This window comes from uncultured Thiodictyon sp., assembly GCF_903828115.1.
Classification (GTDB): Bacteria; Pseudomonadota; Gammaproteobacteria; order Chromatiales; family Chromatiaceae; genus Thiodictyon.
In genome coordinates this window covers 1-25,161 of sequence record NZ_CAIKKU010000484.1, presented here as the reverse complement: position 1 = coordinate 25,161, position 25,161 = coordinate 1, and the positions used below count along the sequence as shown (strand labels likewise).

General features: G+C 63.4%; 20 protein-coding genes and 1 tRNA gene. 6 read left to right on the top strand and 15 right to left on the bottom strand.

Annotated features, from left to right (window positions below):
• Window positions 1–168: 168 nt before the first annotated feature.
• Complete coding sequence (gene mobB / locus QZY48_RS17825) at window positions 169–708, top strand: molybdopterin-guanine dinucleotide biosynthesis protein B (protein WP_295433526.1); 540 nt, start codon at window positions 169–171, stop codon at window positions 706–708.
• On the opposite strand, the gene QZY48_RS17820 is transcribed toward mobB, so the two are convergent.
• Window positions 687–1,283: a hypothetical protein gene (locus QZY48_RS17820; RefSeq protein WP_295433523.1), complete on the bottom strand. Its 597-nt coding sequence runs from the start codon at window positions 1,281–1,283 to the stop codon at window positions 687–689. The two genes, mobB and QZY48_RS17820, sit on opposite strands and share 22 nt — an antisense overlap.
• 175 nt (window positions 1,284–1,458) lie before the next feature.
• Between QZY48_RS17820 and QZY48_RS17815 the strand changes: the two genes are divergently transcribed.
• Window positions 1,459–1,549 (top strand) — tRNA-Ser (locus QZY48_RS17815).
• 93 nt (window positions 1,550–1,642) lie between these two features.
• Here the strand turns inward: QZY48_RS17815 and zapE are convergent.
• Window positions 1,643–2,743, bottom strand: coding sequence for a cell division protein ZapE (gene zapE, locus QZY48_RS17810; RefSeq protein WP_295433520.1), 1,101 nt, complete (start codon window positions 2,741–2,743; stop codon window positions 1,643–1,645).
• A gap of 285 nt (window positions 2,744–3,028) precedes the next feature.
• Here zapE and QZY48_RS17805 point away from each other — a divergent pair, with 285 nt between their 5' ends.
• Window positions 3,029–3,331: a hypothetical protein gene (locus QZY48_RS17805; RefSeq protein WP_295433518.1), complete on the top strand. Its 303-nt coding sequence runs from the start codon at window positions 3,029–3,031 to the stop codon at window positions 3,329–3,331.
• A gap of 5 nt (window positions 3,332–3,336) precedes the next feature.
• On the opposite strand, the gene QZY48_RS17800 is transcribed toward QZY48_RS17805, so the two are convergent.
• From QZY48_RS17800 to QZY48_RS17740, 13 genes are all read right to left on the bottom strand, one after another.
• A complete protein-coding gene (locus tag QZY48_RS17800) occupies window positions 3,337–4,719 on the bottom strand; it encodes a putative O-glycosylation ligase, exosortase A system-associated (RefSeq protein WP_295433515.1) in 1,383 nt (460 codons plus the stop codon).
• A gap of 78 nt (window positions 4,720–4,797) precedes the next feature.
• The gene (locus QZY48_RS17795) at window positions 4,798–6,033 is read right to left on the bottom strand and encodes a TIGR04063 family PEP-CTERM/XrtA system glycosyltransferase (RefSeq protein WP_295433512.1); all 1,236 of its coding nucleotides are present in this window, start codon (window positions 6,031–6,033) and stop codon (window positions 4,798–4,800) included.
• Window positions 6,030–7,946 carry an XrtA/PEP-CTERM system amidotransferase gene (locus QZY48_RS17790; protein WP_295433509.1) on the bottom strand — a complete coding sequence of 639 codons (1,917 nt, stop codon included), beginning with the start codon at window positions 7,944–7,946 and terminating at the stop codon, window positions 6,030–6,032. The genes QZY48_RS17795 and QZY48_RS17790 overlap by 4 nt, the downstream gene beginning before the upstream one ends.
• Window positions 7,947–8,078: 132 nt before the next feature.
• Window positions 8,079–9,623 (bottom strand): exosortase A, encoded by a 1,545-nt coding sequence (gene xrtA, locus QZY48_RS17785; RefSeq protein WP_295433507.1) that lies wholly within the window; start codon window positions 9,621–9,623, stop codon window positions 8,079–8,081.
• Between the two features lie 73 nt (window positions 9,624–9,696).
• Window positions 9,697–10,923, bottom strand: a complete 1,227-nt coding sequence (locus QZY48_RS17780) for a TIGR03087 family PEP-CTERM/XrtA system glycosyltransferase (protein ID WP_295433504.1) — start codon at window positions 10,921–10,923, stop codon at window positions 9,697–9,699.
• A gap of 22 nt (window positions 10,924–10,945) precedes the next feature.
• The gene (locus tag QZY48_RS17775) at window positions 10,946–12,007 is read right to left on the bottom strand and encodes a FemAB family XrtA/PEP-CTERM system-associated protein (protein WP_295433501.1); all 1,062 of its coding nucleotides are present in this window, start codon (window positions 12,005–12,007) and stop codon (window positions 10,946–10,948) included.
• Window positions 12,007–12,837: an XrtA system polysaccharide deacetylase gene (locus tag QZY48_RS17770; protein WP_295433531.1), complete on the bottom strand. Its 831-nt coding sequence runs from the start codon at window positions 12,835–12,837 to the stop codon at window positions 12,007–12,009. The genes QZY48_RS17775 and QZY48_RS17770 overlap by 1 nt, the downstream gene beginning before the upstream one ends.
• A gap of 126 nt (window positions 12,838–12,963) precedes the next feature.
• Entirely contained in the window at window positions 12,964–14,145 is a 1,182-nt protein-coding gene (gene wecB, locus QZY48_RS17765) for a non-hydrolyzing UDP-N-acetylglucosamine 2-epimerase (RefSeq protein WP_295433528.1), read from the bottom strand.
• Window positions 14,132–15,166, bottom strand: a complete 1,035-nt coding sequence (locus QZY48_RS17760) for an XrtA/PEP-CTERM system-associated ATPase (RefSeq protein WP_295433498.1) — start codon at window positions 15,164–15,166, stop codon at window positions 14,132–14,134. The genes wecB and QZY48_RS17760 overlap by 14 nt, the downstream gene beginning before the upstream one ends.
• A gap of 6 nt (window positions 15,167–15,172) precedes the next feature.
• Window positions 15,173–16,675, bottom strand: coding sequence for a TIGR03016 family PEP-CTERM system-associated outer membrane protein (locus QZY48_RS17755; RefSeq protein WP_295433495.1), 1,503 nt, complete (start codon window positions 16,673–16,675; stop codon window positions 15,173–15,175).
• 177 nt (window positions 16,676–16,852) lie between these two features.
• Window positions 16,853–17,812, bottom strand: coding sequence for an XrtA-associated tyrosine autokinase (locus QZY48_RS17750; protein ID WP_295433492.1), 960 nt, complete (start codon window positions 17,810–17,812; stop codon window positions 16,853–16,855).
• Between the two features lie 217 nt (window positions 17,813–18,029).
• Window positions 18,030–19,613 carry an XrtA system polysaccharide chain length determinant gene (locus QZY48_RS17745; protein ID WP_295433489.1) on the bottom strand — a complete coding sequence of 528 codons (1,584 nt, stop codon included), beginning with the start codon at window positions 19,611–19,613 and terminating at the stop codon, window positions 18,030–18,032.
• A 28-nt stretch (window positions 19,614–19,641) separates the two neighbouring features.
• Entirely contained in the window at window positions 19,642–20,211 is a 570-nt protein-coding gene (locus QZY48_RS17740; protein WP_295433486.1) for an XrtA/PEP-CTERM system exopolysaccharide export protein, read from the bottom strand.
• Between the two features lie 943 nt (window positions 20,212–21,154).
• Here QZY48_RS17740 and dksA point away from each other — a divergent pair.
• The 3 genes from dksA (at window position 21,155) to QZY48_RS17725 (ending at window position 25,043) form a co-directional block, all read left to right on the top strand.
• Window positions 21,155–21,604 (top strand): RNA polymerase-binding protein DksA, encoded by a 450-nt coding sequence (gene dksA, locus QZY48_RS17735; RefSeq protein WP_295433483.1) that lies wholly within the window; start codon window positions 21,155–21,157, stop codon window positions 21,602–21,604.
• A gap of 39 nt (window positions 21,605–21,643) precedes the next feature.
• A complete protein-coding gene (gene gluQRS / locus QZY48_RS17730; RefSeq protein ID WP_295433480.1) occupies window positions 21,644–22,537 on the top strand; it encodes a tRNA glutamyl-Q(34) synthetase GluQRS in 894 nt (297 codons plus the stop codon).
• Between the two features lie 115 nt (window positions 22,538–22,652).
• Complete coding sequence (locus tag QZY48_RS17725; protein ID WP_295433479.1) at window positions 22,653–25,043, top strand: phosphoketolase; 2,391 nt, start codon at window positions 22,653–22,655, stop codon at window positions 25,041–25,043.
• Window positions 25,044–25,161 lie beyond the last annotated feature (118 nt).

The following is a 25,161-nucleotide window of genomic DNA, read 5'->3' as shown; positions in this document are numbered from 1 at the left end:
TCGCTGTAGCTGTAGGGTACGCATCGCGTACCCGGCTCCGGCGGTCGTGGCAGCTTGGCGGGTATGCTACGACATGTGCGTTAACACATCAGTTCTGATCGCACCCCTGGACGTCACCCGGGGCGCGCTTGGGCTTAGAATCGCGGCAACCCCCGGAGCACCCTTACCATGCCCTTGCACCCCATCCCTGTCATCGGCTTCGTCGCCCCCAGCAGCGGCGGCAAGACCACCCTGCTGCGCCGACTGGTCCCCATCCTCAAGGACCGGGGACTGCGGGTCGGCTATCTCAAACACGCCCACCATCGCTTCGACCTGGATCGACCGGGGAAGGACAGCTTTGAACTGCGCGCGGCCGGGGCCGACCAGGTCCTGCTGGCGTCGTCCGAGCGCTGGGCCCTGCAGGTGGAGAACCGGGTGCGGGGCACGGACCCGGACCTGGAGGAACTGCTCACGCGCTTCGCCCCCGGGGACCTGGATCTGGTGCTCGCGGAGGGCTTCAAGTATGCCGATTATCCGAAGATCGAGGTCTACCGCGCCGTGCTGGGTGAGCCGCCCCTCTATCCGCGCGACCCGCGGATCATCGCCGTGGCCACCGACGACGCCCTGCCCGCGGGCGAGCACCCACCGCGCCTGCCGCTGCACGACGGGGAGACGATCGTCGACTTCATCATCGCCCGTTGCGGCCTTCACGGCTCCGCCGACAGATAGGCGATCCAGCCGGCGTCCGGTTCCCCGGTCGCCACCGGCTGGAAACGGCCGTCCGGGCGACCGTCCGGGTCCCAGCCCTGCCAGTAGACCAGCACCCGGGAGAATCCCGCCTCGGTCAGTAGTTCCCGAATCTCCGGCAGGGACCACAACCGCCAGTCGTAGGTGAAGGCACGCTCCAGACGGGAGCCGTCCGCGAAGTTGAAATGGATATGGCAGACCAGACGGCCGGTGATCGGGTCATACAGGGCCTGCTCCCATTGGACACGGGCGCGCTGACTGGCTGGCAGCGCCGCCAGGTTGTGGCACCGCCCCCAGTCCAGGACCACCGGGTCCAGGTCCACGCCGAGGGCACGGTTGGTCTTGCGCCGACGGACCCACTCGCAGCAGACCGCGGCAGTGCCGCAAAAATCCTCGCGCAACCAGCGGGCACTGCGGCCGCGCAGTTGCCGGTAGGTGTGGTCGATAAAATCCACCTCCGAGCGCGGATTCTGCACCGCGCATTCGTAAAGCCGGTGACGATCGGCCGACTCGGCGAGCGTCGACCGGGCGGCGGGGACAGGGTGTAGCATGGTCATCAGGGGATCGTGTGGGGGCATCAGATCGCTGGCCAGCGGGGGCGGCCGGCAGCGAAAAAATCGGCGATTTGAAAGTGGCGCCGGGTTGCTGTATTGTGCCCGGCTCGCGAGCGACGTGAAAAGAGTGATCCATGGAAAAATCCTTGGGAGTCCGATCCGCGCCCGCAAACACCCCGGAGAGGTGTCCGAGTGGCTTAAGGAGCACGCCTGGAAAGTGTGTATAGGTTAACAGCCTATCGAGGGTTCGAATCCCTCCCTCTCCGCCAATAGACCGGTCGCAATTGCCTGCGCCGACCAACACTGACCCGCTGCCCGGAACCCGGGGCGCGACCCGCCCGGAGTGGCGCCGGGCCGACCGGCTAAGCCGTGCCGGGAGCTGCCAGGTAGGCGTGGGACTGCATCTCGATCAAACGGCTACGCACCCGCTCGAAGGGGAAGTCCACAAACCCCCCAGGGTATAATTGTGCGATCGGCGCGGCAGCGGCGATGACGAGCTTGACGCGCCGGTCGTAGAATTCGTCGATCAGATGCACGAAACGCCGCGCTGCCGCCTCCTGTCGGTGAGTAAATACCGGCACGCCGGACAACAGCACGGTATGGAACAGACGGGCAATCTCGATGTAGTCCGCGACGCAGCGCGGGGTGGCGCACAGGTCCTGGAAGTCGAACCATGCGACATCGGGGCCGACACGACGGGCGGGGAAGGTCCGTCCGTTGACGCTGAAGCGCTCCTCGACCGCCCCGTGCCCGCCCGTCAAGTGGTCAAAGTGCTCGGCCAGCCTGACCACCCCCTCGGCGCCGACGAAGTAGACCCCGGCCTGGGACAGGTTACGCAGTCGATAGTCGAGCGTGCCGGCCAACTCAAACACACGCGTATGGGTCTTCAGCAGGTCGATCGCCGGCAGAAACGATTGGCGTTGCAGGCCGTTGCGATAGAGTTGCTCGGGGTGGGTGTTGGAGGTGATCACCAGCGTCATGCCGCGCCGCAGCAGCGCGCCCAGCAACCGATGCAGGATCATGGCGTCCGCGATATCGGTCACCACGAACTCGTCCAGGCACAGCACCCGCACACCGTCGCGCCAGCGGCCGCCAATCACCTCCAGCGGGTCCGGCTGGCGCGGCAACTTGGACATGGCGTCATGAACTTCACGCATGAAATGGTGAAAATGGACCCGACGCTTCTGCGCAACCGGCAGAGCATCGCAGAACCAATCCATCAGATAGGTCTTGCCGCGGCCAACGCCGCCCCATAAGTAGAGCCCAGCAACGGGCTGCGCAGGCACCCCGCGGCGCGTCCGCAGCCGTTTCAGGAGCCCCCGCGGGGGCTCCTGAGCGGCAGGCTCCACCAGACGGGCATGGAGGTCCAGAAGGAGCCGGCGGGCTTGCTCCTGGACGCCGTCCAGGGCCTCGAAGTTCGTCACCGCGGCCGGCGCGCACGGGGGATGGGGACTGAAAGACACGTTACGACTTACTCCGATGTGGATGGTCCAAGGCTATATCGGGGAACACAACATGGTCATAAACATCACCGCGCTGCACCAGGGTCGATGGCTCTTGAACGAAAAGACCGCCCGGTGCCGCGACCGCAACGACACCAGGCAGTCCCCGGGCAACCACCCTTACCCGCATCCATCACCGGGTTTAGGCCGCGCCCCACCCAGTGACAAGAGCAGCCCTTTCTAATACTGTACGCGTATACATGTCCTGCCCCATTGCGGTCATGAGCCCTCAGGAGCCCCCTCCGGATGCTAAATAAACTCAAGCGCTTAACTACTTCTCTCCTACCGATCGACGCCACTCGCCAGGGTGAGTGCAACCGTTGCGGCGCCTGCTGCAAGCTCCCCTATCCGTGCCCCTTCCTGCGTTTCGACGACCAGGGGCTGAGCAGTTGCGCGGTCTACCATGTGCGGCCGCCAAGTTGCCGCAAATACCCGCGGACGGCCGCCGAGAATTTGACACCGGAGCAGTGTGGTTTTTACTTCGTCAGCACGGAAGAGGTCCGGACCGACCCCGCCGGACTCGAACCGGCGACCAGTCCGCAATCCTAAAAGCATCACAGCTTCGCGAACCATCCCGCCACGTCGACTCCCAGGAGCCGCCGCCTCGGCGGAACGAAGCGATTGAAACCAGCGCCGACTGCCGGGACCGCAACGGCGCTCGGGGGACGCGCGGCCACCTCCGCAATCTTCGGCACAGCCTGCGCGGCGTAGCCCCGCGCAACCGCTGTCAGTCCGATCGTGATCGCCACCAGCGTATAATAATAGTCGAACATCGACAGCCCCAGGAAGGCCCCACTGGTCGCGTAGCCGATAATACTCACGAACACCATCGATGACAGGTCTCCGATCCACTGCAATTGTTCATGCGACCGCGCGAACTTGCTCAGCCGGTTCAAGCTGATCAGCGAACCGAACATGATCCCGAGAAAGGTGAAGAGACCGACGAATCCCTGCTGACCCAGCGCCTGGAAATAAATGCTGTGGACGTCGCGCACATTCCGCGGATCCGGAGCATATTGGATAAAGGTCGGCCGCTGGAACATATTGAAGCCGCCTCCCACAAAAGGGTGATCGAGGGCGACGTACCAAGCCGTCCACCAGGCATTGATACGGCCCAGCGCGGAGGCGTCCTGACTATACTCCTGTATCGTATCCATCCGGTTGTACCAGCTCTCCGGCATGATCATGAGCGCCACCGGCAGGGACAGCGCCAGCAATAGCAGCAGACCCGCCCGGTTGCGACTCTTCAATGCCAGATACAGGATCATTACCAGCAATCCCAGCAGGGCGCCCCGCGATTGGGTACCGAGGACGGCAACGACGCACAGGCCCATGGCTGCCATCAGCGCGTACTTGACCCATCGGTTCGTGCTCGTGAGCTGGAGATAGCGTATCAGCGGGATGGTCATGACCAGCGCGAGTCCGACCTCGTTATTGCCTCCGATAAAGGTACCGGCCGGTCCGTTGACATGATTGGCACCGCCACCCAACAGGGTAAAGATGCCGCCCTTGACACCATAGAATCCGAGCGAAATGACACAGATCCAGACCAGGGCGTCGATGCGCTCCCGCGACGTCAACAGCGCGATGGTCAGAAACGTCAGGAGCATGATCCGCCAGGCCCGATCCCAATACGTCCAGGCAGCCTCAGGGTAAAAGGCGGTCAGGGTCGTCACGAACAGCCAGAACCACCAGAACGCCAACAGCCCAACGAGTCCCGACGCGGGCAACCGCTTCGGCTCCTTGGAAATCAGGAAGGACATGATCAGCGTCACCGCGACGATAAACGCAAAGGGCCTTCCAGCCGCGAAGCTCCAACACAGAATATGCGGGTTCATCAGCCCGAGCCAGGTCCCGACCAGCACACCAAAAAATGGCTTGCGAAGGATCAGCGGGAGGCTGCCGAAGACCACCAGTGTGACGAATAAGTCGCGCATGAGGCGATTACCACTTTGCTGACCAAGAAAAAACGACCGCGTGATGCCGCGCCAAGTCGGCCCGGGACCCGACCGCCATTACCCCGCCCGCACCGCGTGTCTGGGCGCCCGCGACAATAGCAACCCGTCATAAACGCAGCGGTAGCGCTCCACGCTTAGTGGCCAACCGCGCTCACGCTCGACCGCGGCACGCGCCCGTCGCCGCAGCCTAGCCCATGCGTCCCGTCGACTCAGCAAATCGAGCACGGCGGACGCCAAGGACTGTGCATTACCGGCGGGAAACAAGGTTCCGGTCTCGCCATGCCGGATCAGTTCCCGATGCCCCCCGACGTCCGAGGCCATGACCAAGATGCCTTGGGCCATCGCCTCCAAAGGCTTGAGGGGAGTGACGAGATCCGTCAGTCGCATGGGCAGACGCGGGTACAGGAGGACGTCGACCAAGCGGTAGTAGCGCTCGACCTGTTCGTGCGGCACCCGCCCGGAAAAAATGACATAAGAATCGAGGCCGAGTTCGCTGGTCAGGCGCTTCAGTTCGGACTCTTGGGGACCGCCACCCACCAGCAGTAAGCGGATCCGCGGTGCCTCGCGGATAATCAGCGGCAAGGCCCGCAGCGCAAGCGACAGCCCCTCATAGGCATAGAAAGAGCCGAGAAACCCGAAGACGACGTGATCAGTCAATCCCAACTCAGTGGCCAGGGCCGGGTCCCGCGACAGACCATACTCAAAGCGGGCAAGGTCGACGCCATTGGGAATGACGGTCACCTTGGAGGCGGGGATCCCCCGCGCGCAGATATCCGCGCGCAACCCCTCGCAAATGCAGGTGACCGCGTCGCAATGGCGAAAGGCCCAGGTCTCCAGGCGCCGGGACAGGCGATAGCGCGGACCCCACGACGAGTTAGTCCCATGGTCGGTGGCGGCATCCTCCCAGAAGGCGCGGCACTCATAGACCACCGGCAACGCGCAGCGCCGACCGGCCCGGATCGCCGCCACCGCGTTCAGACTCGGTGAGTGCGCGTGCAAGAGGTCCGGACGCTCCCGCTCGATCACCTGGATCAGCCGCCGCTCCAAACCGCGGATCACATCCCACTGATTGACTATGGGCAACCCTGAGAATAACCCCGGTCCGGCCGCGGTCCGATAAAACTCAAGTCCATCGACGACTTCCACCGCGGCGTCGGCGCCGTGGTGCTTTGCCGAGGTTACCTGAACGGTCTCCCAGCCCAGCGCCCGTTGATGCTCCAGGATCGCGCGCGTACGAAAGGTATAGCCGCTATGCAGAGGGATCGAATGATCCAGAACATGCAGAATTTTCACGCCGCGACCCCGCCCGGCCCCAGTCCGACCCGCCGCAGAAAGGCTTCAAACATCAGTAGACTCCACAGCGACGCACTGTAATCCCTGGCCCCGCACTGGTGCTGCGCCAGCAACTGGATCAGATAGTCCCGCTCGAAGATGCCCGATTCGGCGAGCACCGGACCCAGGACCGCAGCGCGTAGGCGCTCCCGCAGGGGCCCGCGAAACCAACTGGCAAGCGGCACCGCAAATCCCATCTTGGCACGGTACAGGAGGTCTCCCGGCAAATAGGGGGCCAGCGCCCTCTTGAACAGATATTTGCCCTCAGCGCCATGGAGCTTGAGCGGCGGCGGCAGGCCGGACAGCCACTCCACCAGCGTATGATCCAAGAGCGGAACCCGCACCTCCAGGCCATGCGCCATGCTGGCGCGGTCCACCTTCGTCAGGATGTCGCCCACCAGGTAGGTCTTTATGTCCAGATACTGCACCAACGATAAAGCGTGATCGGTGGGGGCCCGTTGCGCATGGCGGCGCATGACCTCCACCGCACGGTAGCCTTGGAGTTCCCGCTGGAAGACCGCGCTGAAAAGCCGCGACCGCATCTCATCTGGTATGACGGCGACCGTATGAAAGTAACCCTCCACCGTGTCCCGGGCCAGGGCCTGAAAGGTCGACTTCGCGCGCAACGGCCGCGGCGCCCACGCAAGCCCCGGATAGACACGGCCGAGCGTGCCGAAAAGCGTACGTCGCAAACGCAGCGGCAGAGCCGAACGCAGCCGCTCCTCAAACCGGTGCCAACGATAGCGGCGATAGCCAGCCAGATTCTCGTCACCGCCGTCGCCCGAAAGGGCGACCGTCACCTGCCGTCGCGCCAGTTCACAGACCCGGTAGGTCGGCATGGCGGAACTGTCGGCAAAGGGTTCGTCATAGAGGTCAGCAAGCTTATCGAGTAACGCAAAGTCATCCGGCTCCACCTGCTCGACGCGATGGTTGGTGTGGTAGCGGCGAGCCACCGCGGACGCAAACGCAGACTCGTTGAACCGGGGATCACCGAAAGAGATAGAGCAGGTGTTGACCGGTTCCGCCGACAGACCGGCCATCATGGCCACCACGGCGCTGGAATCGACACCGCCGGACAGGAAGGCCCCCACCGGCACCTCGGCAAGCAACCGGATACGGACCGCCTCGCGCAACCGCTCGATCAGTTCTGCCTGTAGATCCTGTTCCCGTGCGGGGGCCGCGGGGACAAAGGGCACATCCCAATATTCGTAGGGCGCAACCGGGGTCGCCGCGCCGCGCCGCAAGGTCAGATGATGGCCGGGCGGAAGTTTCAAGGCGTGCGTCAGAATGGTCCGCGGCTCCGGCACATAGCCGTAAGCGAAATAGTCCTCCACGGCCCCGGGAGCAAGTTGCCGCGGCAATCCCGGATGCAGATAGAGCGCCTTCAACTCAGAGGAGAAAATCAGGTGCCCGTCCGGCAGAAAGGCGTAGTAAAGCGGCTTGACCCCAAGTCGGTCACGGGCGAGGAATAGCGTCTCCCGGTTACGGTCCCAAATGGCGAAGGCGAACATTCCACGAAAACGCTGTACACAACGCGCACCCCACTCCTCCCAGGCATGCACGATTACCTCGGTATCGGAGTGGGTCCGAAAGAAATGACCAGCCGCCTTCAACTCCTCGGACAGAGCCGCGAAATTGTAGATCTCCCCGTTATAGACGACCACCACGCTGCGGTCTTCGTTGAACAGTGGCTGCACACCCCCGGAGAGGTCGATAATCGCAAGACGCCGGTGTCCGAACCCCACGCCGGGTTCAATGTGCAGCCCGCCCTGGTCCGGTCCGCGATGAAATTGGCTATCGTTCATGCGCGCAAGCAAGTCGCGTGACGGCTCGCGTCGCCCGTGGCAATCAAAAATCCCGGTTAAACCACACATAGCGTCTGCACCATCAAGGTCGCACAATCCGGAATGCCGTCGGCCCGACCTTCATCCCGGCCACGACAACACGAATAATTTCAGCCGCCATCCACGCTCCCGCGCAGCGTCTCGGCATCCCACGAAACGCAATCACCCACCGGGTCCCGCGGCACGCTGGATCTCCGCCTCCAACGACGGCCACATGGCGTCGATGAACGCCGTAAGGACCGCCGCCGCCTCGTCCGGACTCTCCCGGTAGGGCGCCGCCACCGCGATCACGGCGCCGCTTGGCGGGCGGCCAACAAGACGGTAGGCCGCCTCCGCGAACTTTGCAACAAAGGGGTTGCTGGTATTGACGGCACCGACCCGGTACCAGTTCCAAACCAGCAGACGCTGGCCGGTCGACCGGCCCGCGAGACGGTCCTGCTTCACCTTGAACTCACCGATTGGGGAGACAATCCTGCGCGTTGTAATCTCCTTATCACTCCATTCCAGGTCGCTCGTCGGCACCATCTGATTTTGCACGTTCACCACCTCGGCGCCCTCCCGCTGCCGCCGATAGATCCCCAGGTACAGACCGACCGGCGCTGCATCCGCGCGATAAAAGCCATACCCCTCGCCATCCGCACCAACGATATGCGGGCGCCAGCTCCAGAGATTCCCCCCCTCGCTCTGCCACCCTCCCACCGGCGCCGGCAAACGCAACTCGACCCGCTCATCCCCGCCCGCCGGAGCCCGCTCCAGTGCCAGCAGCAAACCCGGGCCGATGGCGCTCGCCAGCAGCACCGACAGTGCTGCAACGATGGTCGAGCGACCGGCACCCGAGTCGGCTTGGCGCGGAACCTCGTCACGCTCCGGATCGCGCCAGATGGCGCCTACCGCGAACATGATGGCGATCACGATGCCGAAAAAGACCCACCCGTAGACCAGGTGGTCGACCCCGGTCGCCAGTTTCATGCCGCTCAGGTGGCCGATCATCACAATCATGTAGGCCCTCAGTCCGTTGGCGAGGATCGGAACCAAGGCCGACAGCGCGATGAACAGGGCGCGTTTCCAAATCTTGCTGTAGGTGAGGTAGGAAAAGAGCACGCCGAGGGTAACCGAGGCCAGGAGATAGCGAATCCCGCTGCACTCCTCAATGACCGACCAATCCCCGGTCGGCAAGGAAAAGAAAGTGCCGTCGCGATAGACGGGGATACCCGTGAGCCGCAACATGTTAACGCTGAAATCCGCCGTAAAATTCATCAAGGGGTAGGTGAGCCCGTCTCCCACCGGCACGGCGAGCACCAGAAAACCGAGCGGGAAGGCCAGGAAGCGGGCCAGCGCCGTGCCAATCATCGCCCAGATCGCGAGGATCAGAAGACAGACAAAGGCATACTCCTGCACGACCCGTACGTCCACGAGTTGCGCCAGCAGCCACACCAGCCCCACCGGCAACATCAACAGGGCGGGCAGCAGCGTCGGCTGCGGTACCGCGACCCTGAGGGCCGCCCGCTTTTCCCACACCAGCCACAAACTGATCGGGAGGATAAGGAACCCGTGGGCATAGGTTTCAGACCCCATCCAGGTCGACACCAGCGCCCGGAGCGTGTCGGCGAACAAGGCTGACACCAGCGCCAAGACGAACGCGAGACCGACCAGTACCGGGCCCCACGCCGATTTTCCCGGGGCGACACGAGCGATGGAAGCAACCATACTGTTCTATTACACCTGATATAACGCGGCGAGCACGCGCCGCGTGTTTGACTTCGGTACACGTGTTTGACTGTCAGGCCGGCGCGACTCGATCGCTCCCCAGCAGCAACGCCATCAGCTGTTGGGTCGATACCGCCCAATCATATTCCCTTTCCACGAGCCGCCGCGCCCGCGATCCCAGGCCCTCGTCACCCGCGCCGAGTACCGCCAGGATCGCGTCCGCAAAGGCCCCGGGCGCATCCGCCAACAGCAGGTCACGCTGCGCCACCGCGGCGATGCCCTCGAGTGCCTTGGACGTAACGACCACGGGCTTGGCCATCGCCATGCCTTCCAATACCTTGTTTTGGATGCCGCGCGCCACGCGCATCGGCGCCACCACTGCAGCGGCAGCCTGGAGATAGGGACGCACATCCGGTACCCGGCCGGTGACCACAATGTCACCGCAACCCAGTGCCTTAAGCGCGGGGGACGGCCGCGAACCGACGATTGCAAAGAGTGCCCGCGGCCGCTGCGCCCGGACCCTGGGCCAGACCTCACGGATGAACCAAAGGACCGCGTCCACATTGGCCCAGTAGTCCATCGCGCCGGTAAAGACCACCGGTTCACAATCAACCGGGAACGGCGATGCGCACCCGGCCGTCGGCCGAAAATACGCGATGTCCACGCCATTGCGAATGGCGTGGACGCGCTGCCCGAGCGCCGCGACACGCTTACGAAACAGTGCCGCCTCCGGTTCGCTGACAAACAGGCTGGCGGCGAAGGTCCGCGCCAGTCCCTCCTCTGCCCATGCCAGCCGCAGGGCCTCGCGCCGGTAGACCCAGTTGGTCGGCCAGGGTCGCGTCTGCGCGTACTGGCCCCACTTATCCGAGTCCACGTCCACGAAGTCTACGACGCGGCGTGCCCGCGACCAGCAACCACCTTCGACGTACTGACCCATCGCCGATGAAAACACCAGAACATAACCGATGTCATTGGTCCTCCGCTGCACCTCCACCCACCGCGTCATTCTCACGTCGCGGTAATAGGGGAGGGTCAAGGCCGTGCCGCGCCAGAGGCCGCTCAGGCTTCGCAGTAAAGCCGTGCCCCGGGGCAGGGGCACAAAGAGCGAGGACGCACACTGTGCCCGCAGCTTGTCGACGTGCACCCAATCCGCCGGATCATCAATGAAGGCCCCAAGATGAACATGAAAACGCTCTACCAAGGCCGCCCACCAATGATACGAACGAATCTTGTCCCCCTTATCCGGCGGGTAAGGAATCCGATGGCAGAGAAACAACAGATGGGGTCGCGTATCTACCATGGGTTCGGGTGGCCAGCCGGGATCAACCGAGGTTGCGGGAAAAAAAAGGGCCGCAGGCGTTCGCCAACGGTAACGGCAAGTGTTTCCAGGCCGCGATGAACCAGCGATAACGGGGATTGTTGGGATTGACTTGCGGCATGACCCGGGCGCGCACCAGGTGATACTCATAGTGGAGCGGCTCCGGGGCAAAACCCCAATTCCGCTTGAAGTCGTAGGACCCGGTGCCGACCTTACTGCGACCGAAGTCGAAGGTCCGCGCACCCCGCGCCGCCGCGCGCCGCATCAGGTCCCAGTACATGAAATCATTCCCCTTGACTGCCCGGGCGGTCGGCCGACTGCCGCCGTAATAAGGCAGGACCTCGTCGCGGAAGTAGAAGCTCAACACGGCGGCGATATCACAATCCCCGGCAACGATGATCGACATTTCCGTCTCGGCGCTGAACTCTTCCAGCAGACTCCTGAAAAAGTGGCGCGCAAACACCGGTGTGCCGAGATTGCGTACGGACTCGGCATAAATCCGAAAGAACCGGTCGGCATCGGCACTCTGACATGACTTCAAGCCCGCAGCGAGGCCCTTGCGGACCATGGCCCGCTGTTTGCGGGGAATCGCCCGGAGATTAGCGTCCTCGTCCGCGACGATGCGGCGACGGAATGTGGCATAGAGGTCCTTCGTCGGCCACTCGGGACACACCGCCGCGCGATTGCGAATCTCCAATGCATCGACCCGCAACCGCTGCGCCAGCCGGACGGATTCATCCGTCAACGCCCGCCGTGCATCCTCGCTCATGGTCGCCGCGCCCCCATAGACGCAACATGGCGTCGAGATCAGTCCATGGCCGAAGAGGCGGCTTCGGACCTCGGCGAGCGGCAGCACGCCCTCGATCTCACCGTCACGCTCGGCGAGCAGATACCGACATTGATGCCCCAGGCCCCGCGTAATCACACGCTCCCAACCCGCGCGATGAAAAAAGGTGGCCTCCGGACAGCGCGCAACGAACGCGTCCCAGCGGTTACGATCGGCCGCCACATAGGGCCGCACCCGCAAATCCGACCGACCGTCGCCCGCCACCGGGCGGTCAGCCATCACCGGCCACCCCGTTCAATTCCAAAAACATCATCCATTCGCCCCCATTGAAAGTCACCCAGCAAGGATACCAGCCGATCCTCCATACGATGGAGATTCAAGTAGTGACGCAGCCGGGTCTTGGCGGCCAGGCCTGGTTGCCGTGGCTGCTGCGGATCGATCTCCCAGGGATGAAAATAAAAAATGCAGCTCTGCCGCTCCCGGCGATTCACCCGCCGTATCGCCCAGCGCGAGAAGACATAAGGAAACAGTCGAAAGTAGCCGCCCCCTCCACAGGGCATCTTGCGCCCCGCAATTTCCAACGTGGTCACTGGAATCTCCAGGAACGGTGAATCGCCACAGGGCCTGAAGCGGAAGCGACGCGCCTCCGGCATCCCGTACAGATCATGACGAATCGGATAGATGCTCGAAGAATAACGGTAACCTGACTCGTCCAATACCTGCAAGGCCCAAAGGTTACGGCGGCCGATGGAGAAGCTGGGCGCCCGGTAGCCGATTACCGGACAGCCGCCGAGCTGCTCCAACGCCGACTTCGTGCGACTGACGTCGGCACGGAACTGCTGCTGACTCTGCTGGGTGGCGCGGATATGCTCCCATCCGTGGCTCGCGAGTTCATGTCCCTGACCAACGATGCGTCTAACCATCGTGGGATAGCGCGCCGCCACCCACCCGAGCGTAAAGAAGGTGGCCTTCACCCCATGATCCGAAAACCGCTCAAGAATACGATCTACGCATCCTTCCACGCGCTGCGGCAGTCGCTCCCAATCGTTGCGGCTGACATGCCGCTCAAATGCACTGACCTGGAAATAATCTTCCACATCGACGGTCATCGCATTGACCAGCGTCGCCGGGTCCGCGCGCCCGTCGTCAAGGCCGCAAGTGTCTGAGTAAGCTAGCGTACCCTCATTCATGATCCGCGACCAGATGGCAACGAGGAGCAGCGCGGGGACGGTGGACTAGGACCGACCACGGATGGCCCGCGCTTGGTTGGTCAGCACTGCCAGGGGGCGGCGCCCGGCGGCCCAGAGCACCACCTCATCGCGAATTCGCTCCGCCGCTCGTCCGTCCCACAACTCAGGCACCCGCCCCCGTTTGCCCCCGCCGGCCAGGACCGTGCGAACGGCGCCGCGGATCAGTGCCGGGTTGGTTCCGACCACCGTGTTGGTGCCTTCCTCGACTGTGATCGGACGCTCGGTATTCTCACGCAGCGTCAGGCAGGGCACCCCCAAAGCGGTGGTCTCCTCCTGCAATCCACCGGAATCCGTCAGTACCACGCGGGCCGCGCCAACCAACCCAAGCAGTTCCAGATATGGCAGCGGCGGCATCAACAACAACCCCCGAGCCGCCGTTTCCAGCAGTCCGAATTCACTCAGCCGAGCCCGTGTTCGCGGGTGAACCGCAAAGACCAGGGGCAAGTCCGCCGCAACCTCGCAGAGCACGTCCACGATCCTGGTCAGGCTGTCCGCGGTATCGACATTGGCGGGCCGGTGCAACGTGACGACGCCGAAACCGGCCGCGCCGAAGCACCGGGCCGAGCCCTCAACCACCGACAATACGTCGACCGCTCGCGGGCACCGCGCCCGATTCCGCAACAGGGTGTCGATCATCACATTGCCGACGAATCGCACGCGCTCGCGGCTGATCCCTTCACGCTCAAGATTGACCGCGGCGCTACGCTCAGTGGTGAACAGTAACGCAGACAGTTGATCGGTAAGGATACGATTGATCTCTTCCGGCATCGACCGATCAAAACTGCGCAGTCCCGCCTCGACGTGGATGACCGGAACACCTTTCTTGGCCGCCACCAAGGCACAGGCGATGGTCGAATTGACATCGCCGACCACCAACACCGCGTCGCACGCCCGGGCATCGAGCACGGGCTCGAAGCGCTTCATAACATCGGCCGTCTGCACCGCGTGACTGCCGGAACCTACCTCAAGGTCGACCGCCGGCGCCGGAATACCAAGCTGCGCGAAGAACGACGCCATCATCGCGGCGTCGTAATGCTGTCCGGTATGGACCAAGACCGCGTCGATCGCGTCACTGTCCGCAAACGCGCGCATAATCGGCGCAATCTTCATAAAATTGGGTCGGGCCCCCACCACGCACAGCAGGTGCAGCCGGTCAATCGAGGTCATCATAAGCATCAAGCTCCAGTTGCAGCAGCACCGCCTTGCGAAGCAGTTTTCGCTCCTGCATGACGATCAGTCGCAGCCGCGAGACCTCCGCCTCAAGTGACGACAGGCGCTCCCCAAGGTCGCCCGGCGTCAGACCGCTGCCCGGGTCAGTCACCGCGGCGGCCCCGGACTCCGCAACCGTGGAACCGATTTCGCCCCCCGCAGGGCGACCGGATTCGTGCTCCAACTCCGCCGCCACGACGCGCACATCCTCGCGCGTGAGTTGATGCCGCTCCTCAATGCAGCCGAACAGCATCAGCCGATCGCAGAGGGTATTGATACGACGGGGCACACCGCCGGTGCGGGCGTGAACCAGTTCAAATACCTCGGGCGCGAACTGCGGATCCCCTGACCAGCCGACCCGGTTCAAGCGAAATGCGATATAGGCGCTCGTTTCCTCCAGCGACAGCGGGTCCAAGTGGTAGGCGGCGATGATGCGCTGCCGCAGTTGCTCCATATTCGGTAATTGCAGAGTCCGGCGCAGTTCTTCCTGACCCAGCAGGAAACTCTGAAACAGCGAGCGGCCGTCGACCTGAAAATTGGCCAACATCCGCAGTTCCTCGAGGGATCGCGGCGGGAGATTCTGTGCCTCGTCGACCACCAGGAGGATGCGCCGCCCCTCCGCGAACCGGGTTCTGGCAATGACTTCCAAGTTGTGCAGCAGCGTGGCCTTATTCATACCCTCGTGCGCCAGCCCGAATGACGCGCAGACCATTCGCAACATGTCCTCGGGTTCGACCTGCGTCGTCACCAATTGGGCGGCCATGACATTTCGTCCTTCGAGCTCACTGAACAGCGCGCGCACCAGGATGGTCTTCCCGGTTCCTATGCCCCCGGTGATCACAATGAAGCCTTCTCCTTGTTCCAAGCCGTAGCGCAGATACGCCAGGGCTCGGTGATGGCCCTGACTATCGAAAAAGAACCGATGATCGGGGGTCAACTGGAAGGGTTTGCCGGAGAGGCCATAGAATTCGTCGTACATGCCGCCTTACATGCTCCAGTTGAGGGTCAGCCAGAGCTGGTTCTCACCAAAATTCTGGCTCGACGTGGCCGAGTCCTGCTGACTGTAAGTATAGGTGGCGCTTCCCTGCGTCCGGCGGCTGACCTGATAGGTGTACCCGGTCGCGACGCTGACCTGGGAGAAGTCCGCACCGCCACCCGCCGACTGATTATAGGTCCAATATTGGAGGCTCAGGTTCGCGCTGCTGCGCGGCGATAAAGTACGGCTGAACGTCAGCGTTCCTTGGTTCTGATCGACCTGATTGCCGGTATCCTGATAATCCCAGTGCCAGTTATTGACATTCAGGGACACGGTGGTCCGCCCGAATTGGGAGGTAATGCCGAGGAGCAACTGATTCTGAATAAAAAAGCCGGAGGTCAGCGCTGGATTGGCGATCGAGCCCGAGAGGGTCTGACCGGCAAGCGGGTTCGTGATCGGTTCTCCGTACGGGTCTTGGAAATTGACCGCGCTACTGTTGAGAATGGCGGTGCGCGCATTCGTCACGGTGATCTCATAGCTGGCCGTGACGACCGTCTTGCGGTGTCGATGCTGGATATTCGCATAATAGTCCGCACCAAAAAAGCGATAACCGTAGCCGAGGCCGATGGTGGTGTTGCGCGACGGCGACCAGTAGGGTGTGACCCGCCAGCGCAGGCCGTCGGGCTGCGACAGCGAATCATAATTCCCCCAATCGTAGCCGACCAGCCCCTGGATCTGCCACTGATCGCTGATTGGGTAAGTGACGGTACCGCTGACGGTGCTCGTCCCCGCTCCGGAGCCATTGCCGTAATTCGACCCGGAACTGTTGCCGACGTTGAAGATGTTGCTCGATGCGGCGATCTGCCAGGGCATGCGGGAAAAATAGTCACCGCTGGTAATGGTGAGTGAACTCTGGGACCCCGTGGTGCCGCTATTGTCGGCGCCGCCCGCGGTTTTCGCCGCGAAGACATAGTTGATGCCGGGCGAAAACTGGACCGTTGCGAAATTGCCGCGCAGCACCGGAAACGAAAACACGGGAGTGATCTGGAGCGAGGCGGTCTGACCGAAGGCGTCGGGATTTCCCAGCGCCGTGAAACCGGCGTTTCCGGCGTTGGGATCGACCAGGTTCTGATTGGCATTCGCACTCAATTGCAGCGAAAAATAGCCGTCAATCACCGTCAGCGAGGCATTGGCCTGAAGGACGTGGAAGATACGATCGAGATCGGAATGCCCCTCACCGTAGATCACGGCGCTCGGGCCGTAAAAGTAACGATAGGACGAGCGGCTGCCGCCGCCGCCGCCGGCAATGTTGGGCAGCAACTGCAAGATCGTCCCGAATTCTCTTCCCTGATTCGCGGCGCGGCGTTGTCCGCCTGCACTCAACGCGGGTGACAGCGCGGCCGTCCCGGATACTGCGCCGGCGTTCGTCAGAAAGAGATTATCGGTGAAAACCAGTCTGCTCAACAGGCCGACGGATGTGACCAGCGGCGCGGCCACAGTGCCCTGCGCCAAGATACCAAGTGTGAGAAATGTCCAACGCAGCAGCCGGGGGCGAGGCCCGACGCGCCGCCAACGCGTCCCGCCGGGTAATGAGACGGGCGCCCCCCGAAGCCGGGGCGGGGGCGCTGCGCGGGGCGGCGCCGACCACAACTGCAAGCGTAAGAGACTCAAGCTAACGCCCACCCATACTTAATTTTCTTTGGCATCGATTTCCCCGTAGGAACCGTAGCCATAACCATACCCGTAACCATAGCCGTACCCATAGCCATAGCCGTACTTGCCGGTAAACAGGCCGCCTTTGCACTTATTGAGAATCAAGAACACATTATCCTTTGACTCCAAATGGGCCAGCGTCTCGCGGACGATGCCCTGGGCAGTGCTGTCCTGTTCCACCACAATCACCACTTGTCCCATCAAGGACGCCAAAACCCCCGCCTCCGTCGTTTCCAGGACCGGCGGTGAATCGAACAAGACAATACGATCGGGATAGCGCGAGGCGACCTCCGCCAATAGCCGGCGCATACTTCCGCTTGCCAGCAACTCGGTCGATCGCTTGTGGGAAGTACCCGCGGGAAGGACCGTCAACTTGGGAATATCGGTCTTGAGCAGCACCTGTGACAGATCAATCGATTCATCGACGAGTCGGTCGATCAGTCCAGGGCGGTCACGGATACCCAGCCGCCGGGACAATCCGGGCTTGGCAACGTCCGCATCGATCAACAGAACGGTGCTGTCCATCTCCATCGTCATAGAAATGGCCAGGTTCAGGGAGGTAAAGCTCTTGCCCTCACCCTGCACCGAACTGGTCACCATGATCAGGTTTGGGTACTTCACCCCCGGCAGTGATCGCTCAAAGGCGTTGACCAACAGCGGCCGCTTGATCACTCGGAACTCTTCCGCGGTGCGCGAGCGGCCACCCTCGGGGGACAGCAGAAAGTCGTTTTCATGACTGGTGAGCAGAATCGCCGGATTCACCACACTGGTCGGCGGCACCGGAACCTGACCGGCAGCCCTAGGTTGGGAGCGAGGTTGGGGCGGCTCGATCGCCTCCGGCGAAGGGTTGCGGGGGGAATCCGCAACCTGCAACTCGCCAGCCGCCGCCTGACGTGACGCCGACAACCGCTCGGCTGCCTTTTCAATGATACTCATCTGGACCTCGCACTGCGATCCCAAGGGAAACGGGGATCGAAATTTTCGTCACCCGTGCGGCGGCATCCCCGACCGGGTCGGCGAGCACGCCCGATCGGTGCAACCACGAGCGGCCCGAGCGGCGCGAACACAGCGCTACGGGGCTGGCCGACCGGTACTGCGGGGGCGCACCTTATAAAGTCCCGCAAATTGTTTCCGGGGCGCGTCCGCGGCGATCTCACAGGGGCAGTTTCGACATGATGTCGATGTGAAGAGAGAAGACTGTCAACACCCCGGCGAACAGGCCGATCAAGCCGATCAGCACCGTGCCGAAGGCGATATCCCCCCACAGTTTCTTGCGCCGCTCGACGACAGTCCACACCATGTTTACGCTGCCGAGTACCGGCAGACCGATCGCCTCCGTCAACTGCCGCCGGTCGCCGAATACGGGGCGCAGCAGCGACAGCAGAAAGGCAAGTCCAAGGCCCGCCGCCCAAGCGCCGCCGAACATGGAAGAGGCGAGCAGCAGGCGATTGGGCGCGCTCGGTTGGCCTGGTACCTTGGGCGGATCCAGGGTTCGAAACTTGACGGTATCCACACTCGTGTCCGCTTCCCGGGTCATCCGGGCCTTCTCGATACGCTCCATCAACTGCGAGTGGTTCGCGCGCAGAATCGAGTAGTCGCGGTTAAGCTGCTGTTGTTCCGATTCCACCTGAAGCACCTGGTCGACGGAGGCTTGGTATTTTTCAATGTCGCCCTTGAGATTTTCGACCATCGACTGCTGATTTGCGATTTCGGATTCCGCCTCGGAGAGACGTATGCGTAACTGCTGGTAAATCGGGTTACCCGAGAGTGATTTGACGACGGCTTGGCGATCCTGCTTCGCGAGAAACTCAGTCTTGGCCTCCTCGCGCTGCGCCTTCAGCCGCTCCAGGGCGGCCTTGGCAGCGACGATATCCGGATGGATATCGGTGTAACGCAAAAGGAAATCATCGAGTTGCTTCTGCATGTCGCGGGTGCGTAGGTCGTATTCGGCGAGATGGGCTTTCAGCGCATCGCTGAGATAGTCGGAATAGTCGACACTCTCGGCGCCCTGGTCCTCGGTGATGGCAATCTGGTCGGCAAGTTGATCGCGGCGCCGGGTCGCCGACCGCACGCCGTCTTCAGCGCGTTTGAGCGAGGCCCGCGCCGCCTGCAGTCGTGTATAGTAAGACCCACGATCGGAGAGGATATCCATATTACGCATCTTGAAATCCTTCACCTTGCGCTCGCCGTCGATCAGACGGCGCTCGTAGTCCTTGACTTCCCGCTGCAGAAAGCGTTCGGCAGAGTCCTGATCCTGCCGGGAGGAACCGAGATTGGACTCGACAAAGATCGTCAGCATCGATTGCACAACACGCTTGGCGAGATCGGGCGAACGATCCTCGAAGGCGATGGTGTAGATGTTGTCGCCTTGACGCACCAGCGACACCCGATCCTTCAGTTCTTTGACCAGGTCGTCCATTTGCTGCGGCGTCTTGGCGCTCAGGTCCATGTCGGTCATGCGCGCCAACTTCTCCATATTCTCGCGGCTGAACAACACATTAGTCATCATGGTCACGCGGCGACTGTCGCTGGTCTGGATGGCCAGCCCGCTCAGCAGCGGCGTCAACACCGAGTCGGTATCGACGAATACCCGCGCCTGCGCGATATACTCGTCGGGCAGGCTGGCGGTGTAGAACCAACCAATCGGGCTGGCGATCAGTGCCACCGCCAATGCATACCAACGGTGACGCCAGATGCCATCCAGGTACTGAAAGGCGAGGCGGAGAATTTCTTGCATAGGATCAACGTGATAATGACGGCACGAACTAAAACCAGGATTCGGGAATGATGAGGATATCGCCCGGACGCATATCGACATTGGCAGCCATGTCGGCGCGCTTGATCAAGTCGTCGAGCCTCACCGTGTAGCGCTTGCGCTCCCCTTTTTCAAAGCGCATCAAGACGGCGCGGTTGCCGGCCGCGAACTGGGTCGTGCCGCCGACCGCAATCATCAGGTCAAGCAACGTCATACCGTCGATATACCTTAACGACTGGGCACGGGCCGCCTCACCCAGGACGCGTATCTGTTCCGGGTAAATCCCCTGGAACCCCTGCACGATGACCGTTACCAGGGGATCGCGCAGGTACACCGACAAGGCCTGCTCAAGGTCGCGGGCAAGCTCGGTCGGAGTCTTCCCGGAGGCGGGAATATCCTCAAGCAGTGGCGCCGTGATATAGCCGTCGGGACGCACCGGCACGGTGGTGCTGACCTCGGGATAGCGCCAAACGAAAATCTGGACCGAATCCCCGGGGCCGATTTTGTACTTGCTGGCCGAACGCAACTCATATGTCGCCTCCGGTAAAGAAGAAAACTTCGGCGTGGAGCAACCGGTCAAGGCGACTGACAGAATCGCAACCCCAAGGATACCTAACTGACGCACGAGTCTTTATACCCCCAAGAAGCGATGAATTGACGCAACGAAGATCGCGACGGTCCGATCCCGCAGGCGCCGCCGCGCCGCGTCTGGATTCCGGGTGAATCCGGTCCTACCGACGGCGTACCGTCGCACGGACTCCAACCCCCACGGTCCCCGAGTTTAGCGGCGTAACGCGAGGATTATCGCACAACCGGAAAAGACGCGGACCGCCGACTCGCGGAATCGCCATCAATACCGACAGACGGGTAATCACCACCCGCAGTCGGTGCCGATCGCCTGAAGACCATGCCGTTCCAATGGATTGGCCGACCAGTTGCCGTTCGGCCGGCTTCCGCATCGACACATCGCGTGCCGGCCCGGCACACCAGACTCCGCACCGAACGATTGGGGCGGCCGCTGTCGCGCACGACGGCCCGGCCCGACGGGCGGTGACCGCGCCTCCGAACGCGGTCTGGTAACAGGATCGCACAGCCGTTCGCATCGAAGCAATTGCCGCGATCCCATGACGGTCACCGCCGGGGCCGACGACGACTCGCCGCCAGGATGGTGGCCGGGGCCGGTGGGGGCGGCCCGCGGGCGCAGCCCATCCGACGGTCTCGACCACGCGCCTGGGGCCTGAGCAAACACGCAGCCCGCCGCCTGCCAGGAAGATCGCGCCGGTTTCAGCCCGACGCGAAGGCAGGAGGATCGCGGTCGAGTAGCGATTTTTCAAGCTCTCTCAAGGAGGAACTCTGGAGTGGTGGGCCGGGCTTGCGCCCGCACGCGGTGCCGCTCGCTGCCCTGCGGGTTGCCCATAGCGCCTGAATCTGGTACTAAAGGGCGCTTTTCGCGGCCCAGCCCCACGACGGGGCTGGGGATCGGGTCGCGACTCATCCCACTGCGAGCCTGCGGGAGCACGTTCATGGCCGAGACAACATCCAACCCAGCCAACAACCAGGAGCCCAAGGCCTTCGGCTTTGAGCCCTACAAGGCGGCGAGCGACGAAGAATATATGAGCCCAGGACAGGAGGAACACTTCCGCCTGATCCTGCTGGCCTGGAAGCAAACGCTGATGGAAGAGGTGGACCGGACCGTCCACCACATGCAGGACGAGGCGACCAACTTCCCGGACCCGAACGACCGCGCCACCCAGGAGTCTGAGTTCAGCCTGGAACTGCGCACCCGGGACCGCGAGCGCAAGCTGATCAAGAAGATCGAGGAGGCCATGACCCGTATCACAGAACACGAGTACGGTTATTGCGAGGCCTGCGGGGTGGAAATCGGCATCCGTCGGCTGGAGGCACGCCCGACCGCCACGCTGTGTATCGACTGTAAGACCCTGGACGAGATTCGCGAAAAACAGCGCGGCTGACCCCCCTGCGCGCCCGCGACCAGGCCACGCGCGCCGCCCATGGCCTACCGGGGACGCTTTGCCCCCTCGCCCACGGGTGCGCTCCACTTTGGCTCACTCATCACGGCCGTTGCGAGCTGCGCCGACGCCCGCGCCCAAGGCGGCGAGTGGTTGGTGCGGATCGAGGACCTGGATCGCCCCCGGGAGGTCCCTGGGGCGGCTGACGACATCCTGCGCACCCTGCTCGCCTTGGGGCTGCGGTGGGATGGCGCACCCTTGTTTCAGAGCCGTCGCGCCGCCGCCTATGAGGAGGCGCTGGCGCGGCTCACCGCACTTGGCCTGACCTACCCCTGCGCCTGCTCGCGGACCGAGATCGCCCGCGACGGCCGCCGCGGCAGCGCCGGCCCCATCTACCCCGGTACCTGCCGCCGCGGACTCCCGCCCGGGCGGCAACCCCGCTCCATCCGCCTGCGCACCAGTCCCGCGCCGGTGCAGTTCCGCGACCGGATTCAAGGCGAACAGCAGCAGGACGTCGCGGCCGTCGTCGGTGACTTCGTGCTGCGGCGGGCCGACAGCATCCACGCCTACCAACTGGCAGTCGTCGTCGATGATGCCTGGCAGGGCATCAGCCAGGTGGTCCGCGGCGCGGATCTGCTCGCCAGCACGCCCGCCCAGTGCCTGCTGCAACAGGCCCTGGGACTCCCTACCCCGACCTATGCCCATGTACCGCTGGCAGTCGATGCCGCGGGCCGCAAGCTCAGTAAATCCCTCGCGTCGGCCCCGGTGGACCCCGCCGACCCCATGCCCGCCCTGCGGCGCGCCTGGGCCTGGCTGGGGCAGACCCCGGGGCCGACCGCCGCCTCGCCGGCGGACTTCTGGCGGCACGCCAGCCGGATGTGGCGAATCGAGCGGGTCCCCGCGCTCACCCGCGCTTGCATCGATCCCAACCCTTAGGCGAGTATCGCCCGGCGAAGCCGCTGCGGCGGCCCGCCCGCGGCCCCAAAGTCACGGCGCGGTAAGGTTTCGACGTTACACTACACGCAAAAAGTCACCCTTGGAGGACCCGTCCATGACCGCCCAACAGCCCGACTCGACGACCCCAGACCCCTTGTCTGCCGACCTTCTGCGCAAGATGAACGCCTACTGGCACGCCTGCAATTACCTGGCCGCCGGCATGATCTATCTGCGGGACAACCCCCTGTTGCGCGAGCCCCTGCAGGAGGCGCACATCAAAGAGCGGCTGCTGGGGCATTGGGGCGCGAGTCCCGGTCTGTCCTTCATCTGGGTCCACATGAACCGGATCATCCGCGAGCAGAACCAGGAGGCGATCTTCCTGGCCGGCCCTGGGCACGGCGCCCCGGGCGTGCTGGCCCCGATTTATCTGGAGGGGACCTACTCCGAGGTCTACCCCAACAAGAGCGAGGACGAGGAGGGCCTGCAGGCCTTTTTCAAGCAGTTCTCCTTCCCCGGCGGCATCGGCTCGCACTGCACCCCGGAGACCCCCGGCTCCATCCACGAGGGCGGGGAACTGGGTTACTCCATCTCCCACGCCTTCGGCGCCGCCTTCGACAACCCCAACCTCCTGGTGGTCGTGGCGGTGGGCGACGGCGAGTCCGAGACCGGGCCGCTAGCCACCTCCTGGCACTCCAGCAAGTTCTTGAATCCGATCCGCGATGGGGCCGTGCTGCCGGTCCTGCATCTCAACGGCTACAAGATCAACAACCCCACCCTGCTCGCGCGCATCCCCAACGAGGAACTGGCGAGCCTGATGCGCGGCTACGGCTGGACCCCCCACTTCGTGGAGGGCGATGACCCGCTCCTGATGCACCAACGCATGGCCGCCACGCTCGATACCTGCCTCGCCGAAATCCACGGCATCCAGCAGGCCGCGCGCACCAGCGGTGAGGCGACCCGCGGCCACTGGCCCATGATCGTGTTGCGCTCGCCCAAGGGCTGGACCGGCCCCAAGGAGGTGGACGGTCACCGGGTAGAAGGCTTCTGGCGCGCCCACCAGGTGCCGCTCGCGGGCCTGCACAACAATCCGGCACATCTGAAGCAGCTCGAGGACTGGCTTAAGAGCTACAAGCCTGAGGAACTGTTCGACGACGCCGGCCGACTGATCCCCGAACTCAGGGAACTCGCCCCCACCGGCAACCTGCGCATGAGCGCCAGCCCCCACGCCAACGGCGGCATCCTGCGCCGGGCACTGCGCATGCCGGATTTTCGCACCTATGCGGCGGACGTCGGCACCCCTGGGACCACCCGCGCCATGAACACCAAGCCCTTGGGCGCCATGCTGCGCGACATCATGGCGGATAACATGCGCAATTTCCGGGTCTTCGGCCCGGACGAGAACAGTTCCAACAAGCTCGACGCGATCTATGCGGTCAGCAAGAAGCTGTGGCTGTGCGATTACAGACCGGAGGACGCCGACGGCGGCGAGCTCGCCCCCGACGGGCGCGTCCTGGAGATGCTCTCCGAGCACACGCTCGAGGGCTGGTACGAGGGCTATCTACTCACCGGCCGCCACGGTTTTTTTGCCACCTACGAGGCCTTCGTCCACGTCATCGACAGCATGTACAACCAGCACGCCAAGTGGCTGGCCATCTGTAACGAGATCCCGTGGCGGGCGCCCGTCTCCTCGCTCAACCTGCTGATCACCTCCACCGTCTGGCGCCAGGACCACAACGGCTTCACCCATCAGGACCCCGGATTCCTGGACGTGGTGGTCAACAAGAACCCGCACGTCACCCGCATCTACCTGCCACCGGACGTGAATTGCCTGCTGTCCACGGCCGACCACTGCCTGCGCAGCATGAACAACATCAATGTCATCGTCTGCGACAAGCAGGACCACCTGCAATATCTCAGCATGGACGAGGCGGTCAAGCACTGCACCAAGGGCCTGGGGATCTGGGAGTGGGCGAGCAACGACCAGGGCGCCGAGCCCGATGTGGTCATGGTGGGCTGCGGCGACATCCCCACCAAGGAGGCCCTGGCCGCCACGGCGATGCTGCGCGAGGCCTTCGCGGACATCAAGATCCGCTTCGTCAACGTCGTGGACCTCTTCCGGATGCAGCCGGCCGGCGAGCACCCCCACGGCCTGTCCGACGCCGACTTCGACTCCATCTTCACCAAGAACAGGCCGATCATCTTCAATTTCCACGGCTACCCCTGGTTGATCCACCGCCTGGCCTACCGCCGCACCAACCACGCCAACCTGCATGTGCGCGGCTACAAGGAGAAGGGCAACATCAACACCCCCTTGGAGCTGGCGATCAGCAACGAGATCGACCGCTTCAGCCTGGCCATCGACGTGATCAACCGGGTTCCGCGCCTCCAGGCCACCGGCGCCCATGCCAAGCAGCGCCTGCGCGACCTCCAGATCGAGGCGCGCGCCTACGCCTTCGAGAACGGGATCGACAAGCCGGAGTTCGATCAGTGGACCTGGCCCTTGTAATGGCGCGGCGGCGCTGAACCCCAGACCCTGCAAGTGCCTGGAGCGTCGTTGTCGTTGTCGTTGTCGTTGTCGTTGTCGTAATCGTAATCGAGGTTATCGTAACGTCCCGGATTCGCTC

What these genes read in the sequence shown, in the direction of transcription:
- mobB (WP_295433526.1), top strand. Translation starts at nt 169, where the DNA reads ATGCCCTTGCACCCCATCCCTGTCATCGGCTTCGTCGCCCCCAGCAGC.
- QZY48_RS17820 (WP_295433523.1), bottom strand. Translation starts at nt 1,283, where the DNA reads ATGACCATGCTACACCCTGTCCCCGCCGCCCGGTCGACGCTCGCCGAG.
- QZY48_RS17805 (WP_295433518.1), top strand. Translation starts at nt 3,029, where the DNA reads ATGCTAAATAAACTCAAGCGCTTAACTACTTCTCTCCTACCGATCGAC.
- QZY48_RS17800 (WP_295433515.1), bottom strand. Translation starts at nt 4,719, where the DNA reads ATGCGCGACTTATTCGTCACACTGGTGGTCTTCGGCAGCCTCCCGCTG.
- QZY48_RS17790 (WP_295433509.1), bottom strand. Translation starts at nt 7,946, where the DNA reads ATGTGTGGTTTAACCGGGATTTTTGATTGCCACGGGCGACGCGAGCCG.
- xrtA (WP_295433507.1), bottom strand. Translation starts at nt 9,623, where the DNA reads ATGGTTGCTTCCATCGCTCGTGTCGCCCCGGGAAAATCGGCGTGGGGC.
- QZY48_RS17780 (WP_295433504.1), bottom strand. Translation starts at nt 10,923, where the DNA reads ATGGTAGATACGCGACCCCATCTGTTGTTTCTCTGCCATCGGATTCCT.
- QZY48_RS17775 (WP_295433501.1), bottom strand. Translation starts at nt 12,007, where the DNA reads ATGGCTGACCGCCCGGTGGCGGGCGACGGTCGGTCGGATTTGCGGGTG.
- QZY48_RS17770 (WP_295433531.1), bottom strand. Translation starts at nt 12,837, where the DNA reads ATGACCGTCGATGTGGAAGATTATTTCCAGGTCAGTGCATTTGAGCGG.
- wecB (WP_295433528.1), bottom strand. Translation starts at nt 14,145, where the DNA reads ATGACCTCGATTGACCGGCTGCACCTGCTGTGCGTGGTGGGGGCCCGA.
- QZY48_RS17760 (WP_295433498.1), bottom strand. Translation starts at nt 15,166, where the DNA reads ATGTACGACGAATTCTATGGCCTCTCCGGCAAACCCTTCCAGTTGACC.
- QZY48_RS17750 (WP_295433492.1), bottom strand. Translation starts at nt 17,812, where the DNA reads ATGAGTATCATTGAAAAGGCAGCCGAGCGGTTGTCGGCGTCACGTCAG.
- QZY48_RS17745 (WP_295433489.1), bottom strand. Translation starts at nt 19,613, where the DNA reads ATGCAAGAAATTCTCCGCCTCGCCTTTCAGTACCTGGATGGCATCTGG.
- dksA (WP_295433483.1), top strand. Translation starts at nt 21,155, where the DNA reads ATGGCCGAGACAACATCCAACCCAGCCAACAACCAGGAGCCCAAGGCC.
- gluQRS (WP_295433480.1), top strand. Translation starts at nt 21,644, where the DNA reads ATGGCCTACCGGGGACGCTTTGCCCCCTCGCCCACGGGTGCGCTCCAC.
- QZY48_RS17725 (WP_295433479.1), top strand. Translation starts at nt 22,653, where the DNA reads ATGACCGCCCAACAGCCCGACTCGACGACCCCAGACCCCTTGTCTGCC.